General features: G+C 69.7%; 12 protein-coding genes. 8 read left to right on the top strand and 4 right to left on the bottom strand.

Features of this window, described 5'->3' with window-relative positions:
- Positions 1–384: 384 nt before the first annotated feature.
- Positions 385–1,110 (bottom strand): acyltransferase, encoded by a 726-nt coding sequence (locus BJ988_RS00060; RefSeq protein WP_246321375.1) that lies wholly within the window; start codon positions 1,108–1,110, stop codon positions 385–387.
- An 80-nt stretch (positions 1,111–1,190) separates the two neighbouring features.
- On the opposite strand from BJ988_RS00060, the gene BJ988_RS00055 reads away from it, so the two are divergent.
- On the top strand, positions 1,191–2,930 hold the full coding sequence (locus tag BJ988_RS00055) for an ABC transporter ATP-binding protein (RefSeq protein WP_343051363.1): 1,740 nt from the start codon (positions 1,191–1,193) through the stop codon (positions 2,928–2,930).
- Positions 2,927–4,663, top strand: coding sequence for an ABC transporter transmembrane domain-containing protein (locus BJ988_RS00050; RefSeq protein ID WP_179656094.1), 1,737 nt, complete (start codon positions 2,927–2,929; stop codon positions 4,661–4,663). Before BJ988_RS00055 ends, BJ988_RS00050 begins: the two co-directional genes overlap by 4 nt.
- A 15-nt stretch (positions 4,664–4,678) precedes the next feature.
- Here the strand turns inward: BJ988_RS00050 and BJ988_RS00045 are convergent, their stop codons facing one another.
- From BJ988_RS00045 to fgd, 3 genes are all read right to left on the bottom strand, one after another.
- Positions 4,679–5,461, bottom strand: coding sequence for an SDR family oxidoreductase (locus tag BJ988_RS00045; RefSeq protein WP_179656093.1), 783 nt, complete (start codon positions 5,459–5,461; stop codon positions 4,679–4,681).
- A gap of 108 nt (positions 5,462–5,569) precedes the next feature.
- Positions 5,570–6,544, bottom strand: coding sequence for an RNA polymerase subunit sigma-70 (locus BJ988_RS00040; protein WP_179656092.1), 975 nt, complete (start codon positions 6,542–6,544; stop codon positions 5,570–5,572).
- Between the two features lie 173 nt (positions 6,545–6,717).
- Positions 6,718–7,722, bottom strand: a complete 1,005-nt coding sequence (fgd, locus tag BJ988_RS00035) for a glucose-6-phosphate dehydrogenase (coenzyme-F420) (protein ID WP_179656091.1) — start codon at positions 7,720–7,722, stop codon at positions 6,718–6,720.
- A 23-nt stretch (positions 7,723–7,745) separates the two neighbouring features.
- On the opposite strand from fgd, the gene BJ988_RS00030 reads away from it, so the two are divergent.
- The 6 genes from BJ988_RS00030 to BJ988_RS00005 all read left to right on the top strand — a co-directional run.
- Complete coding sequence (locus BJ988_RS00030; protein WP_179656090.1) at positions 7,746–8,786, top strand: LLM class F420-dependent oxidoreductase; 1,041 nt, start codon at positions 7,746–7,748, stop codon at positions 8,784–8,786.
- A 571-nt stretch (positions 8,787–9,357) separates the two neighbouring features.
- Positions 9,358–10,533: a hypothetical protein gene (locus BJ988_RS00025; protein ID WP_179656089.1), complete on the top strand. Its 1,176-nt coding sequence runs from the start codon at positions 9,358–9,360 to the stop codon at positions 10,531–10,533.
- A 126-nt stretch (positions 10,534–10,659) separates the two neighbouring features.
- Entirely contained in the window at positions 10,660–12,924 is a 2,265-nt protein-coding gene (locus BJ988_RS00020) for a serine/threonine protein kinase (protein WP_179656088.1), read from the top strand.
- Positions 12,925–12,960: 36 nt separating this feature from the next.
- On the top strand, positions 12,961–15,609 hold the full coding sequence (locus BJ988_RS00015) for a bifunctional FO biosynthesis protein CofGH (RefSeq protein ID WP_179656087.1): 2,649 nt from the start codon (positions 12,961–12,963) through the stop codon (positions 15,607–15,609).
- A 41-nt stretch (positions 15,610–15,650) separates the two neighbouring features.
- Positions 15,651–16,190 carry a DUF1697 domain-containing protein gene (locus tag BJ988_RS00010; protein WP_179656086.1) on the top strand — a complete coding sequence of 180 codons (540 nt, stop codon included), beginning with the start codon at positions 15,651–15,653 and terminating at the stop codon, positions 16,188–16,190.
- Positions 16,191–16,285: 95 nt separating this feature from the next.
- Positions 16,286–16,624: hypothetical protein (locus tag BJ988_RS00005; RefSeq protein ID WP_179656085.1), on the top strand; the 339-nt coding region annotated here is incomplete at its 3' end.

Genomic DNA, 16,624 nt, shown 5'->3' with positions numbered 1-16,624 from the left:
TTTGGTGTCACCGGCCACATCGGGACAGGTGGTCGTAAACCCGGACAGGGACAGGTATCCCGACGCACCCCCCCGGACAGGGCTGGAAGTCCGCAAGACAGGCAAATGGCACCCAGCCCGGACACCCTGGTTCTAAATCTCCCAACCCGGACAGGCACTTGGCCCCACCCGCCCTACGGCCCCCGGTCAGGCACCCAAGCCGCTCAGCAGACCGCTGCACAGAAATCTCAATGAGCCCGACCCCGGATGACACAGGCCTCTCAGGTCGACCGCTACGCGTGGGGAGGTCTCGACAAGCTCGACCACCGGAGGTGGGCGAGGCCTCTCAGTCGACCGCTACGCGTGGGGTGGTGTCGACAGGCTCGACCTCCGAGATCCGAAGCGTCAGGGGGTGTCTTCGCCAGACCAGACGACGTTCTCGCGGATGAGGCGAGCGGGGACGCCGGCGACGGCGGTACGCGGCTCGACCTTCTGGTTGCGGACCATGCTGCGCATGCCGACGACGGCACCGTCGCCGACCTCGGCGTGGCCGGTGACGATGGCGTCGCGGCCGAGCCAGACGTGCTCGCCGAAGCGGATGTGGGCGCCGTATGGGTTGATGCGCCGGCCGGTGTCGCCGTCTTCGAGTCGGTGCATGTCGTCGGTGGCGACGTAGACGTTGGCGGCCCAGAGCTGGTCGGGGGCGGCGAAGATCGAGCCGCCGTTACGGGCGTCGATCTGCGCGCGCGAGGTGGCGACGAGGCCACCGGAGAGGACCACCGAGGAGCCGCCGCCGCAGTAGATCTCGCCCCAGACCATGCTCGTGTCCGGGCCGATGAAGATGGTCGGCGAGTCGCCACCGACCAGGAGCGCCTGCATCGAGGTGATGTCGGTGGCCACCACGATCAGCGCGTCGGAGAACGGGTAGAAGCCGAGCAGGTCGATCAGCCGCACGTCGAGCGGGTATCCGTCGCGCAGGTAGAGCGCGTTGCCGCCCTCGTGCCACCACTCCGGCAGCGGCCCGGTGATCTCGCTCAGCTCGAGCCCGACGAGCACCTCCGGCTCGAGCCCCGCCGCGATGAGCCGCTCCCGATGCGCGTCGGTGAGCCGCTCACCCCTGGTCCATGACATGCCGCGAACCATAACCCGCACGGCTCGGCCGTAAGGAAAACAGTTCGCGGTGGCGCCCCGGAATGCTGATAATCGGCCAAGTGCGCAGACTCCCTCTAGACGATCCCGGGGTCGCGGACCATCGGTCCCCCGACCGCTTCCTGTGGTGGATGGCGAGGAGGCAGTGGCAGACACTGCTCGGCGGGATGTTCTTCGGGGTCATCTGGATGAGCGCCCAGGCGGTGATGCCGCTGGTGATCGGACGGGCGATCGACGAGGGCGTCGCGACCAAGGACGTACCCACGCTCGCCGTCTACGCGGCCATACTGCTCGGCGTCGGTCTCGTGCAGGCGGTCGCGGGAATCGTGCGTCACCGGTTCGCGGTGACCAACTGGCTGACCGCCGCCTACCGGGTCGTACAGCTGGTGACCCGGCAGTCCGTACGCCTGGGCTCATCGCTCCCCCGCAAGGTCTCGACGGGCGAGGTCGCCGCGATCGGCACGTCCGACCTGTCCCACATCGGTCAGGTCATGGACGTCTCGGCCCGGTTCGCCGGCGCGGTGGTCTCCTTCTTCGTCGTCGCCGTCGTCCTCCTGCAGACCTCGGTCACGCTCGGGCTGGTGGTGCTGATCGGCGTACCTCTTGTCGTGCTTCTCGTCGGTCCTCTGCTCTCGCCGCTGCAGAAGGTCTCCGCCGACCAGCGACACCTGATGGGCGAGCTGTCCAACACCGCGTCCGACATCGTGGGCGGCCTGCGGGTGCTGCGTGGGATCGGCGGCGAAGACGTCTTCAGCGCGCGTTACCGGCGCCAGTCGCAGGACGTACGCCACGCCGGGGTCCGCGTCGCCCGACTGCAGTCGGTGCTCGACGCGATGCAGATCCTCCTGCCCGGAATGTTCGTGGTCGCCGTGGTGTGGCTCGGCGCGCGGATGGCGGTCGCGGGCGAGATCACCGCAGGGCAGCTGGTCGCGTTCTACGGCTACGCCGCGTTCCTGATGCTTCCGCTGCGGACGGTGGTGGAGTTCGCCAACAAGCTCATCCGTGCCCGGGTCTCGGCCAAGCGGATCATCAAGGTCCTCGCGCTGGACCCCGACAACGCCTCGCTCGACTCGCCGCTGCCGATGCCACCGGCGGGGTCCGAGCTCCGCGACGACGTCTCGGGACTGCGCATCGAGACGGGGCGGTTGACCGCGCTGGTCTCCGAGCAGCCCGACGACACCTCCCACCTCGCCGACAAGCTCGGTCGGATGACACCCGACGACCCGACAGACCGGTCGGTCACCCTCGGTGGCGTCCCTCTCCTCGATCTCCCCCTGGAAGACGTACGCCGCAGGATCATCGTCTCCGACACCGGCTCCCAGCTCTTCTCGGGCGCGTTGGGCGAGGTCCTCGACGTCACCGGCCGGGCGGGCCGCGAAGGGGCCGAGGCAGCCGTGCACACAGCGTCGGCCGAAGACATCCTGGAGGCGCTCCCCGAAGGCTACGGCGCCCAGGTGACCGAACGCGGCCGCAGCCTCTCCGGCGGCCAGCGCCAGCGCCTGACGCTGGCCCGGGTGCTCACCGTCGACCCCGAGATCCTGATCCTCGTCGAGCCGACCTCCGCGGTCGACGCACACACCGAGGCCCGGATCGCCTCGCGGCTGCGGGCCCGCCGCGCCGGGCGTACGACGGTGGTCACCACCACCAGCCCGCTGCTGCTCGACACCGCCGACGTGGTCGTCTTCCTCGAGGAGGGGAAAGTCGCCGCCACCGGCACGCACCACGAGCTGCTGGGCAGCTGCCCCGGCTATCGCCGCGTGGTCGTGCGAGAAGTTCAAGACGTACAGGAGGTCACGGCGTGACGACCGCGCTCCCGGTGGCGACGGACAAGGACGTACGCGCCTATGTCGGCACCCTGGCCCGCCGCCATCCGCGGATGCTCTGGGGTGCGCTGAGCCTGCACCTGCTCGCCGCCGGCGCCGCGCTGGCGCCGCCGCGGCTGATCGGTGACCTGGTCGAGTCCGTCGAGACGGGCACGACGACCGGACACGTCGACCTCCTGCTGGCCCTGCTGGCCGGGTTCCTCGTGGTCCAGGTGCTGCTCACCCGCTATGCCCGGTTCCTCTCCCAGGTCCTCGGCGAGCAGGTGCTGGCCGAGCTGCGCGAGGAGTTCGTCGACAACACTTTGGCGCTCCCTCTGGGCACCGTCGAGGACGCAGGCTCGGGCGACCTGCTGACCCGCACCGGCCGCGACGTCGACCAGCTCAACTGGTCGATCCGCTACGCGCTGCCGGAGTGGACGATCGCCTGCCTGACCGCGATCGCGACGCTCATCGCCGCGCTCACCATCGGCTGGTGGGTCGCGTTGCCGTGCCTGCTCGGCGTGCCGGCGCTCGTGATCGGCCTGCGCTGGTACCTCCGCCGGGCCAAGGGCGGCTACCTGCGCGAGTCGGCGACCTACTCCCAGATCAACTCGACGCTCACCGAGACGGCCGAAGGCTCGCGTACGGTCGAGGCGCTCGGTCTCCAGCGCGGCAGGATCGAGGCCGCCGACGCCGACATCGCGACCTCGTTCCGTGCCGAGCGCTACACGCTGTTCCTGCGTACGGTCTTCTTCCCGGCGATGGAGCTCTCCTACCTCGTCCCCACGGTCGCCACGCTGATGTTCGGCGGCTGGCTCTACACCCAAGGGGTCTGCTCGCTCGGCGACGTGACCGCGGCGACGCTGTACGTCCAGATGCTGATCGACCCCGTCAACCGGATCGTCTCGATCCTCGACGAGCTGCAGATGGGCAACACGTCCCTGGCTCGCCTTCTCGGTGTCGCGCACGTCCCCGACGACCGCGTGGCCACCGGCGCCGAGCCCGCTGACGAGAAGATCGCGGCCTCCGACGTGAGGTTCTCGTACGTCGAGGGCCGCGATGTCCTCCACGACATCTCGATGGACGTCGGTGTCGGCGAGCGGGTGGCCATGGTCGGCCCCTCCGGCGCCGGCAAGTCGACGCTCGGGCGGCTGCTCGCGGGCATCCATCCGCCGCGCTCGGGAGCCGTGACGGTCGGCGATGTGCCGCTGGTCGACCTTCCGCTCGACGATCTGCGCGGCCACGTCGCGCTGGTCACCCAGGAGCACCACGTCTTCGCGGGGTCCGTGCGCGACAACCTCGTCCTGGCGCGTCCCGGGGCCTCCGACACCGAGGTGCTCGATGCCCTGGCGGCGGTGGACGCCCGCGAATGGGTGGAGACGTTCCCCGAGGGGCTGGACACCGAGGTCGGCTCGGGAGGCCGTGCCCTGACCGCACCTCAGGCCCAGCAGATCGCCCTCGCCCGGCTCGTCCTCGCCGATCCGCACACCCTCGTGCTCGACGAGGCGACCTCGCTGATCGACCCGCGCGCCGCCCGGCATCTGGAGCGGTCGCTGGCCGCGGTGCTGGAGGGACGTACGGTCATCGCGATCGCCCACCGGCTCTTCTCCGCCCACGACGCCGACCGCGTCGCCGTGGTCGAGGGCGGCCGGATCACCGAGTTCGGGCCCCATGACGAGCTCGTCGCCGCTCGCGGCTCTTACGCGAGGCTCTGGGACTCCTGGCGCACCTGACCTGCGGGATCCAGCTCAGCTGGGGTACATCCCGCTGCTCACGTTGAGCCAGGTGCCGGTGATCGCGCCGGCACCGTCGGAGGCGAGGAAGGTCGCGGTATCGGCGACCTCCTTCAGCCGCGGCGACCGCTTGGTCATCCGCATTTCGTCGAGGTTGGCCCGGATCCCGTCGAGGGACTCCTCCGGGAGCCGGGTCCCGATGACCCGCTCGAACTTCTCCGCGGTGAAGGTCTCGGTGATCCCGGCGGTCCAGATCCCGACCACACGTACGCCGGAAGGCCCGACCTCCGCGGCCAGGTCGCGCACCAGCGCGTCGAGCGCCCCGTCTGCGGCGCTCGTCCCGCCCATGCCGGGCGCGGAACCGCGCGCGGAGCCGGAGTCGAGGGCGAGCACCACGCCGCGGCCCTGCGCCACCATCTGCCGGGCGGCCGCACGGGAGGTGTGGAAGGAGCCGGTGATGCCGCGTACGACGGGCTGGGTGTAGTCGGCGGTCGAGATCTCCAGCAGCGTCTGCCCCTGGATGTCGCCGCGGTCGGCGACGTTGAACGAGATGTCGAGCGAGCCGGTCTCGGCGACGACCCGCTCCACGAAGGCGACCACGGCGTCCTCGTCGAGGACGTCGACCACGCCGAAGCCGGCGGCGCCGACCTCCTCGGCCTTGGCGGCGAGCGCGACCTCGGTGCGGCCGGCGAGATAGACCTTGGCGCCGGCCTCGGCGAAGGTCTTGGCGGTCGTCGAGCCGATGCTGCCCGCGCCGCCCCAGACGATGGCGGTGCGGTCCTGAAGCTGTGCGTTCACGATGTCTCCTGAGCTGTCCTCACGCACCTGGTGTGCGTGATCTGCCCTTAGGACGTACGCAGGCAGAGCTACTCATCGGGTAGCCGCGAAGTATTTTCAGGAATCGTCTCAGGAGAGCGCCTGCGGGAGCCCGAAGGCAGGGAAGAGATGCGGCTCGAAGGTGGTGATCTGGGCGATCCTGCCGTCGACGACCCGGAGCACGTCGAGCACCTGCGGCCGGTAGATCGTCGTGCCCGGGCGGCGTACGTAGCCAGCGACCGCCGGCATCCGGTTGGCGGCGGCCGGGATGAAGCACCACTCGCCGAGGTAGGTCGGGGACGACGGGTCGAGGTTGGGCAGCACGAAGTCCAGCACTGCCTGGCGGGTGGAGAACCAGAACGGGTTCGGCGGCATCGTCAGCACGGCGTCGCTCGTCAGCAGGTCGGCGATGCCCTCACGCCAGTTGCTCTCCCCGGCCGCGATGTAGGCGTCGATGACCTTGCTCTCCTCCTCGGTCGGCCCCTCGGTGCGCCAGGTCGACCGGTCCTCGGGCAGGTGCCGGCGCAGCGCCGGCTTGGCCCGCTGCAGCAGCGAGTTCACGGTGGCGTCCGTGACGTCGAGCGCCGCCGCGGTGTCCGCGGCCGACCAGCCGAGCACCTCCCGGAAGACGAACACCGCCCGCTGCTGCGGGGTCAGATGCTGGATCGCGGTCAGGAAGACCAGCTCGATGGTCTCCCGCGCCACCGCCTCGTCCTCCGGCCGCTCCGGCTCCAGCAGGGCGTCGGGGAACGGCTGCAGCCACTCCAGCAGCTCGGGGGGCTCACCGGTGCCGTGGTCGAAGCCCGGCAGCGCGGCGTACGTCTTCGGGCGCCGCTCGTTGCGACGCAGGAAGTCGAGACAGGTGTTGGTCGCGATCCGGTAGAGCCACGCCCGGACGGCCTCCGGGTCGGTCAGCTGGTCGCGTCGCTCCCACGCCTTGACCATGGTCTCCTGCACCAGGTCCTCGGCCTCGTCGAAGCTCGCCACCATCCGGTAGCAGTGCACCCTCAGCTCGCGTCGGTGCTTCTCGGCAGCGTCCACGAACGGGTCGACCATCAAACTCATGAGAGGTGAGCGTAGGGCCTAGAGCCCCTCGCGCCCGTCACGCACACCGGAGACGAAATCGGCAACCGGTCTCAAACAGGTGCAACACAACTCGTCTACGCGGCGTATGGCGTATGTGGGGCGGTCCTCCCAGGGCCCCGGCCTGAGTCTGCCGGCCGGGGCCCTGGTTCTGCTCAGACGAGAGCGCGGAGCTTCGGCAGGATCTCCTCGCCGTAGAGCTTCAGGAACTTCGCCTGGTCCGGGCCCGGGGCGTGGAAGACCAGGTGGGTGAAGCCCATGTCGAGGTATTCCTTGATCCGGGCGACGTGCTCGTCGGGGTCGGTGGACACGATGAACCGCTTGGCGGTCGCCGAGGTCGGCAGCGCGTCGGCGAGACGCTGCATCTCGACCGGATCCTCGACCGAGTGCTTCTGCTCCGGCGTCAGCCCGAGGGCACCCCAGAAGCGGGTGGCCTCCATGGCCTGCTCCAGGTCGTGGTCGAAGGAGACCTTGACCTCGATCATCATGTCGACGTCCTCCGGCTTGCGCTCGGAGAGCTCGATGCCGGTCCGCACGGCCGGGAGCAGGGTGTCGGTGTAGAGCTCGGCACCCTTGCCGGACGTGGTGATGTAGCCGTCACCGGCACGGCCTGCGTACTTCGTCGCGGCCGGACCGCTCCCGGCCAGGTAGATCGGGACCGGCGTGGCCGGCTTGTCGTAGATGGTCGCCCGGTCGAGCTGGTAGTAGTCGCCCTCGAAGGTGACCCGGTCCTCCGACCAGAGCTTCTTGATGACGCGCACGGCCTCACGGAACCGCGCGAAACGCACCTTGCCCTCGGGCCACTCCACACCCAGCGGCGCCTCGTTCATCGCCTCACCGGTGCCCATCCCGAGCACGACGCGGTCGGGGAAGAGCGAGCCGAGGGTCGCGAACGACTGCGCCACGATCGCGGGGTGGTAGCGGAACGTCGGGGTGAGCACCGACGTCCCCATGGTGATCCGCTCCGTGCGTGCGCCGAGCGCACCCAGCCAGGTCATGGCGAACGGCGCATGCCCGCCGTCGTGCCGCCAGGGCTGGAGATGGTCGGAGATGAAGACCGAGTCGAAACCCTGCTCCTCCGCCATCACGCCGTAGTTCAGCAGCTCCGTGGGTGCGAACTGCTCATTGGACGCCTTGTATCCGAACCTGATCTCCGTCACACGATCACGGTAGCCTCATCGGCATGAAGCTTGCGATGCCCCTGACCTACTTCGGCAACCCGCGGGACACCGCAGACCAGGTCGTCGGCCTGGAGAAGGCGGGCCTCGACCAGCTGTGGGTCGCCGAGCCGTACGGCTTCGACGCGGTCTCGCTGCTGGGCTACCTGGCCGCGAAGACCGAGACCGTCGAGCTCGGGGCAGGCATCCTCAACATCTACAGCCGTACGCCGGGAGCGCTGCTCCAGACCGCGGCCGGTCTCGACAACGTCTCCGGCGGGCGGGCGATCCTCGGCCTCGGCGCGAGCGGGCCCCAGGTAATCGAGGGCTTCCACGGGGTGGCGTACGACAAGCCGTTGACCCGCACCCGCGAGATCATCGCGCTGCTGCGCGCCGGGCTGCGTGGTGAGCGACTGCAGAGCGACGGGCTCTACAAGCTCCCGCTCCCCGCCGACCAGGGCACCGGCCTCGGCAAGCCGCTCAAGCTGCTCAACAAGCCCGAGCGTCCCGACACTCCGCTGTGGGTGGCCGCGCTGGGCGACAAGAACGTCGCGATGACCGCCGAGGTGGCCGACGGCTGGCTGCCGTTCCAGTTCCTGCCCGACAAGGCCCGCGACGTCTGGGGCGACGCCATCGACAAGGGTCTGGCCAAGCGCTCCTCCGACCTGAAGCCCCTGGAGATCTCCGCCGGCGGACTGCTCGCGATCACCGACGACCCCGACGAGGCCAAGCGTCACCGCGACACGATGCGCGGCCTGCTCGCGCTGTACGTCGGCGGCATGGGCGCGCGCGGCAAGAACTTCTACAACGACATGGCCGTCAAGTACGGCTTCGAGGCCGAGGCCAAGAAGATCCAGGACCTCTATCTCGACGGGCACAAGCGCGACGCCGAGGCCGAGGTGCCCGAGGCGTGGCTCGAGGCCGGGAACCTGGTCGGTCCGGAGTCGTTCGTCAAGGAGCGGATCGCGGCGTTCAAGGAGGCCGGCGTGACCAGCCTGCAGGTGACTCCGGCCTTCGGGACGGACGCCCCGGCGGCGATCAGCCAGGTCAAGGAATGGCTGGCCTGACGGTCTGCGGACAGCCGCTGGGAAGCGTTCCCAGATTGGTACCGATGTCTCGGCTGCGAATTCGGCGAAGTGTCTTTACGATGTGCTTAGAGATCGCGTGGGTAGGGGCGCCGTCGCGAGCGTCGCGAGACGGGTGTGCTGGCAAGGCGGAGCCTCGAAGGCGGTCTGGTTGCACCGTCGAGAGGCGACAACGCAGCCAGCGCGCCCGTATCGCGACGCGGAGCAGGTGCCCCTGCCCGCGCGGTCTCTAACGACTCGGGTCGCTCGGCCCGGTCGCTCCACTTCACTGACATGCAGGACGTGCGACATGGGGCCAGACGACCAGGACAAGACGAGACCCGGTACGCCGCGGCCCACGCCACCTCCGGCGTCTGAGCCGGCGAACCCGGTCGACCCTGACGCGACCCGGATCCCCGGCTCCAGCCCCGCCCCGCCTCCTCCGCCGCCTCCCCCGACGACACCTGCAGCGACCCCGCCCCCGCCGCCGTCCGGACCGCCGACCCAGCCGCCGCCGTCCCGTCCGCCGGGCCAGGCTCCGGCGGCACCGCCCCCGCCGCCACCGACGATGGCGATGCCCGTGGCACCGGCCGGCGGCTACGGTCCGCCTCCAGGACAGCCGCCGACCGCGTACGCCTCGGGTTATGGGCTCCCGCCGCACCACCAGCCGAAGAAGAGCAACAAGGGACTGCTGATCGGGCTGGGCGCCGCCGGCGCGCTGGTGCTCGTCGCGCTGCTCGGGACCGGCGCTTGGGCGTTCTTCACCGGACGCCTCGGGTTCGGGCCGCTGAGCGCCGAGGACAAGAAGGCGGTGGTCGCGATCTCCGCGGACGCCCCGAAGCCGGCCTGGGCGTCGGCGGGCGACGCCAAGTGCGCCGCCGAGCAGCTGGTCAAGGACGAGCGCAGCGACGCCCTGAGCAAGGCCGGGCTGATCAAGGTCACCGGTGAGACCGTGACCTACACCGGCGCGTGGCGAGGACCGCAGGCGACTGCGTACTCCGAGGGTCTGCTCTCCTGTTCGGGCGACTGGAGCAAGACGATCGGCAAGGAGTGGGCCCTGGCCGACACCGACTGCCTCGGTGACGTCGACGAGGCGGCGATGGCCGGTCTGATCGCCACGCAGACCATGGAGATCGAGGACGCCGGCGTCACCAAGCAGGCCGACAAGGCCGTCTCGGCGCTGGACGAGTGCTACGTGAGCGACGAGCTCACCGCACCGACCGCGACCGCGACTCCCGCCGTGCTCGGCGTCGAGTTCGCGGTCAAGGCGCCGGCCGTCGCGGGCAGCGAGGTGGTCGTGCGGGCGAAGTCCGCCGACTCTCCGGAGTGGAAGCCGGTGACCGGCGGAAAGGTCAACATCCCCGTCCGTGAAGGCGGCCAGGAGGGCTGCGCCACCTTCGAGGCCTCGATCAGCTATCCGTGGGGCACCACCAAGACCAGCGAGGACGAGGCCTGCGGCAAGGCGAAGGACCGTCGGCTGTGGTGGACCAAGGACAAGTCGTGCGCCCAGCCGAGGTACGCCCCGTGTAATTCCTGGACGCTCCGCTACGAGGGCTACGAGCTCCTGTCCAGCGTCACGATCAAGCTGAAGCTCAACGGCGGCGACTGCCGATCGGCCTCCGGATCGTGCTCGGACAGGGCCTTCGTCACCAAGCCGAGCGGCACCTGGACCAACTGGACCGCACCCAAGGGCTGGAAGGACCGCTTCACCGCCGAGGTCGACGGGCTGACCGCCAGATTGCCCAACTAGCACCCCAGGGAATTGATCAGCACAATCGGTCTCGACCGTGGCGTTGCCGCACGACGTTCGTTGACGGGACGCTAGGGTTTCGGCAGAGGTCGAATCGGGTAAAAAAATCAGGGCGAGGTTCTAACGATGGTTGCGTTCCCCCAGGAAGGCGAAAAGTTCGGTCGCTACGTGATCGAACGGGTCCTGGGTCAAGGTGGCATGGGTGTCGTCTACCAGGCGAAGGACCCGGCGCTGCGCCGAAAGGTGGCGCTCAAGCTGGTGCTGCCCTCGCTCACCGTCGACAAGGACTTCATCACCCGCTTCGAGCGGGAAGCCAACATCCTGGCCAAGCTGCGCTCGCGCAACATCGTGCAGATCATCGAGTACGGCGAGGTCGAAGGCACGGTCTACCTCGTCACCGAGTACGTCCCCGACGGCGACCTGCACGGCTGGCTGAAGACCAAGGGGCCGCTGGAGACCGTCCATGCGCTGCGCCTGGTGAGCGACGTCAGCGACGCGCTCTTCGACGCCCACCGCGTCGGTGTCGTCCACCGCGACGTGAAGCCGTCCAACGTGCTCCTGTGGGAGCGCCAGGAGGGCGAGCTCGTCCCCTACCTGACCGACTTCGGCATCGCGACCGAGGGCGACTCCAACGTGACCCGGGCCGGTTCGGTGGTGGGCTCGCTGCCCTACATGTCCCCCGAGCGTCACATGGGTGAGCAGGCGACCGCGTCGGGCGACATCTACGCCGCTGGCTGTCTGCTGTGGGCCTGCCTGACCGGCAAGGCGCCCTACACCGGCAGCGACTTCGAGCTGATGAGCGCCCACATCAACAACCCGGTGCCGCGGCTGCCCGCCTCGACACCGGGCGCCGACCTGCTCAACCCGATCATCCAGCGGGCGCTGGCGAAGAAGCCGGAGAACCGCTACCGCACCGCCGCCGAGCTCGCCAAGGCGCTCGACAAGGCCGCCGACCGGCTCGAGGAGTCCGGTCTCGGTGGTGGTGTCGTCGGCGGTGCCGCCGCAGCGGCCGCGGCCGACCTCGGCTCCCGCCCCGGGGTCACCTGGGACACCACCGCTGACGGCACCTCCGGAGCCGGCAACAAGGCTCCCGAGGCCGAGGCACAGCCGACGATCGTCAAGCGCCCGGGCGAGGGCACCCCGACTCCCGCCCCGCTCGCCAACGAGACCGACTCCACGGTCGTGCACAGCGGCAAGGGCCTGCCCAAGACCGCTGCCGCGACGAACGCCGGCGCCGCCGCCGGAGGCGGCCAGCCCGAGTGGCTCCCGTCGCACCACTCCAGCGCCGGCCAGGGCGGCGACGACGGCGACAAGAAGAAGCGCTACGCCATCATCGGCGGCGGCGTCGCCGCGGTTCTGCTCCTCGGTGCCGGCATCTTCACCCAGGGCTTCGGCATCTTCGGCCTCCACGGCGACGATGCCAGGGCTGCCGAGGCGATCGCCAGCGGCGTACCCAAGCCGGGGTGGGCTACCGAGGACCAGATGACCTGTGCGTCCGAGTCTCTGGTCGAGAAGGTTCCCGCCGCCGAGCTGCGCTCCCACGGCGTCGTGGACGCGGGCGACGACTGGACCTACACCGGCGAATGGCCCGCGGACGACGCGATGAACTTCGCCCAGGGCCTGCTCGACTGCACCGAGTCCTGGTCGACCGAGATCGGCGACAACTGGAAGGTCGGCGACACCCGCTGCATGGAGAAGGAGGTCGACAAGACCTCCATGGCCGGCCTGATCGCGGTCACGGACCTCCTCAAGGACGGCGACCCCGGCGCCGCCGGCCCGGCCAAGGAGAAGGCCGTCGAGGCCCTCGACGCGTGCTACGTCAAGGCCGACGCGCTCGGCGCCAAGGTCACTCCCAAGCCTGCCTACATGCAGGTCGACTTCGACGTGCAGGAGCCCACTGCTCCCGGCGGGGAGTCGGTGATCGGGATCGCCAAGAAGGGCAGCAGCAGCTACGAGGAGCTCAAGGGCTCCACCTACGAGCTCCCCGTCACCGAGGGCGGTGTCGAGGGCTGCGTTGCGGTCAAGACCACCGTCGCCTTCGCCTGGGGCACCGAGAAGGCCACCGACGCCGACGTCTGCGGCAAGGCGGCGCCGAAGAAGCTCGAGTGGGTCAAGCAGGACAAGTGCACCGACCCGACCTATACGAGGCAGAAGGTCGAGTGCAACACCTGGCGGCTCACCTTCGAGGGTTTCCAGTCCGGCAAGCAGTTCAACGTGAAGCTCACCCTCAACGGCGGCAAGTGCTCGGAGGCGAAGAACGCCAAGTGCGTCTGGCCGGGCACCCCTGACGGCCAGGGCAAGGGCGCCGTCGTCGACTGGTCGGGTCCCAAGGTCTGGAACGACAGGTTCGTCGCCAGCGCTCCCGGCGCGAGCGCCCAGATCGACAACTAGTTCGACAATTGGACGGCGCCTACTAGGCTGCTCGTGATGAGCGAGCAGCCGACACCCCAGCAGATCCGCCGGGCGCTGGCCCGGGCCGAGCGTGGCGCAGCCTTGGACGTGGCGGAGGCTTCGGCTCTCCTGGCGGCCCGGGGCGACGACCTCGACCGGCTGACCACCGCCGCAGCGAAGGTACGCGACGCCGGGCTGGTCGCCGCGGGGCGACCGGAGACGGTGACGTACTCCCCGAAGGTCTTCATCCCGATCACCAAGCTGTGCCGGGACCGGTGCCACTACTGCACGTTCGTGGAGACGCCGGGACAGGCGGAGCGAGAGGGACGCGAGCCCTACCTGAGCCCCGACGAGATCCTCGAGATCGCCGCCGAGGGCGCGAAGCTGGGTTGCCTGGAGGCGCTGTTCACCCTCGGCGACCGGCCCGAGGACCGGTGGCCGGAGGCGCAGGAGTGGCTGGAGAGCCGCGGCTACCAGTCGACTCTCGACTACGTGCGGGCGATGGCGGTCCGCGTGCTCGAGGAGACCGGGCTCCTCCCCCATCTCAACCCTGGCGTGATGTCGTGGGAGGAGATGAACCGGCTCAAGCCGGTCTCCCCGTCGATGGGGATGATGCTCGAGACCACCAGCCGCAGGCTGTTCGAGACGAAGGGCGAGGCCCACTTCGGCTCACCCGACAAGGACCCGGCGGTACGGCTGCGGGTGCTCGAGGATGCCGGTCGCCTTTCGATCCCGTTCACCTCCGGACTCCTCGTCGGCATCGGCGAGACGCTCACCGAGCGCGCCGAGACGATCTTCGCGCTGCGCAAGGTCCACAAGGCGTACGGAGGGCTGCAGGAGGTCATCGTCCAGAACTTCCGGGCGAAGCCGTCGACCGCGATGCGCCATGTCGACGACCTGGGGCTCGACGAGTATCTGGCCGCGATCGCCGTCTCCCGGATCGTCCTCGGGCCGAAGGCCCGCGTCCAGGCGCCGCCCAACCTCGTCGACCTCGACGAGTGCCGGGCGCTGCTCGGCGCGGGGATCGACGACTGGGGCGGGGTCTCGCCGCTGACACCCGATCACGTCAACCCCGAACGGCCCTGGCCCTCGCTGGACGCGCTGCGCCAGGTGAGCGCCGAGGCCGGCTTCACGCTGCGACCGCGGCTGACCGTCCACCCGGAGTACGTCACGGCCACCCTGCGCGACGGTCAGTCCTGGATCGACCCGCGCGTCCTGTCCCATGTCGAGGCGCTCGCCGACGAGGACGGGCTGGCCACTGACGGCGTCCGGCCCGAGGGCCGCCCGTGGCAGGAGCCCGACGGCGGTTTCTCCGCCTCCGGGCGAGTCGATCTGCACGCCTCCGTCGACACCACCGGCCGCACCAACGACCGCCGTGACGACTTCGAGACGGTCTACGGCGACTGGGACGAGGTCCGGGAGGCGGCCAAGACCACCTCCGCTCCCGCTGGTCGAGCCGCGAGCGCCAGCGAGCGTGTCGAGACCAACACAGTCCCATCGAGCGCGGCAGGGGACCGTGTTGGTCTCGACACGCCTCCGCCTAGCGGCTCCGGCGGCTCGACCAGCGGGGGACGCTCGACCAGCGAAGGTCTGGCGGCGCTTCGGGCGGCCGAGAAGGACCCCGGCAACCTCTCCGACGAGCACGCGCTGACCCTGATGACCGCCGAGGGCGACCTGCTCCGACAGGTCACCGCGCTCGCCGACGACCTGCGCAGAGAGGTCAACGGCGACACCGTGACGTACGTCGTCAACCGCAACATCAACTTCACCAACGTCTGCTACGTCGGCTGCCGGTTCTGCGCCTTCGCCCAGCGGAGGACGGACGCGGATGCGTACTCCCTCGATCTGGACCAGGTCGCCGACCGCGCCGAGGAGGCGTGGAACCTGGGCGCCACCGAGGTGTGCATGCAGGGCGGCATCGATCCCGAGCTCCCCAGCACCGCCTACTTCGACCTCGCCCAGGCGGTGAAGCAGCGGGTGCCGGAGATGCACGTGCACGCGTTCAGCCCGATGGAGATCGTCAACGGCACCGCTCGCACCGGTCTCTCGATCGAGGACTTCCTGATCAAGGTCCGCGAGGCCGGGCTCGGCAGCCTGCCCGGCACCGCCGCGGAGATCCTCGACGACGAGGTCCGCTGGGTGCTGACCAAGGGCAAGCTGCCCGCGAAGACGTGGATCGAGATCATCTCCACCGCGCATCGCGTCGGCATCCCGACGACGTCGACGATGATGTACGGCCACGTGGACAACCCACGCCACTGGGTGGGCCACCTCCGTGTCCTCGCCGGCATCCAGGACAGGGCCCGCGAGCACGGAAACGCGGAGCTCACCGAGTTCGTGCCGCTCCCGTTCGTACACACCAGTGCGCCCATCTACCTCGCCGGGGCGGCCCGTCCGGGCCCGACCATGCGCGACAACCTCGCCGTCCATGCCCTCGCCCGGATCATGCTCCACGGCCGCATCGACAACATCCAGACGAGCTGGGTCAAGCTCGGCGTCGACGGCACCAGGGCGATGCTCCAGGCCGGAGCCAACGACCTCGGCGGCACCCTGATGGAGGAGACCATCTCGCGGATGGCCGGCTCCGAGCACGGATCGGCGAAGACGGTCGCCGAGCTCGAGGAGATCGGGGCCGGCATAGGCCGGGACGTACGCGAACGGACGACGTTGTACGAAGGTCGATGACACACCGTGAACCGTCCCCTGGCGAAGCCCCGGAGATCGTGATGCACGTTGTGTTCTACAGGAACCTCAATCTCGGTCACACCGGGTCGCCGAACCGGGAGCAGCTGGAGGGTGCGCTCGATCGGGGCGGCGCGTCGCGCGTGAAGTCGTTCCAGACGAACGGGACGGTGTTGTTGGAGGCCGAGAACCCCGAGCGAGTTGTGGCTCAGGCAGCCAGCGAGCTGGTGGCCGCGGCGGGGTACGACGACGCAGCCATCGTGAGGCCGCTGACAGATCTGGAACGCGTGCTTGCGCTGGGGGTGTTCGAGAAGCACCAGTCCCCCCATACGTACCGCGAGACCGTGACGATCTTCCAGGGCGGCAAGGAGCCGAGTTGGTCATTGCCGTGGACCAACTCCAAAGACGACGTCGACGTGCTGCACATCGGAGACGGGATCGCCCTGTGCCTGATCCGCAAACCCCGCAACTCCGCGGGGAGCCCCACCTTCGAGATGGAACGGGCCACCGGTGGCGTGGCGACGACGAGGACCCGCGGCTCCATCGACCGGCTGTTGAATACCGCGGCGAGGTGGAAGCAGTAGTCCGCGTCGTCGAGACCCCTGGAGGGAGTGGCAGGGCTATTCGGCAAAGGGCCACCCTCTACGATCCTCGCTGACCCTTCTCGAGGAAGAGTGAGATGTCCGACCCCACCGGAAACACCGCTCAGCAACGCCCGAAACCGACCGAGCTCGCCAACGCGGCGGCCGAGGACGCCCGCCGGCGACGGCTCGGGCTGCCGCCAATGCCGCGGCGGCGGCGCGACCGCGGCCGGGCCGTACGTCTGGCGCTGCGCTGGTTCGTGGTCGTCGGCACGCTCATGGCGGTCGCCTTCCTCGCCACGACGGCTTGGGCCTATCTCACCGGCGTCATCGGCCCGCTGCGCGGTGACGACAAGGAGGTGGCGCGTGTCCTCAGCCTCGCGGGTGACACTCCCGCCTGGGCCGACCCCGAGCAGATCCGGTGCGCTGCGCGGGCC

This window comes from Nocardioides panzhihuensis, from assembly GCF_013408335.1.
GTDB lineage: Bacteria > Actinomycetota > Actinomycetes > Propionibacteriales > Nocardioidaceae > Nocardioides > Nocardioides panzhihuensis.
The sequence above is the reverse complement of the archived record's forward strand: the minus strand, read 5'-3'. Positions and strand labels throughout refer to the sequence as shown.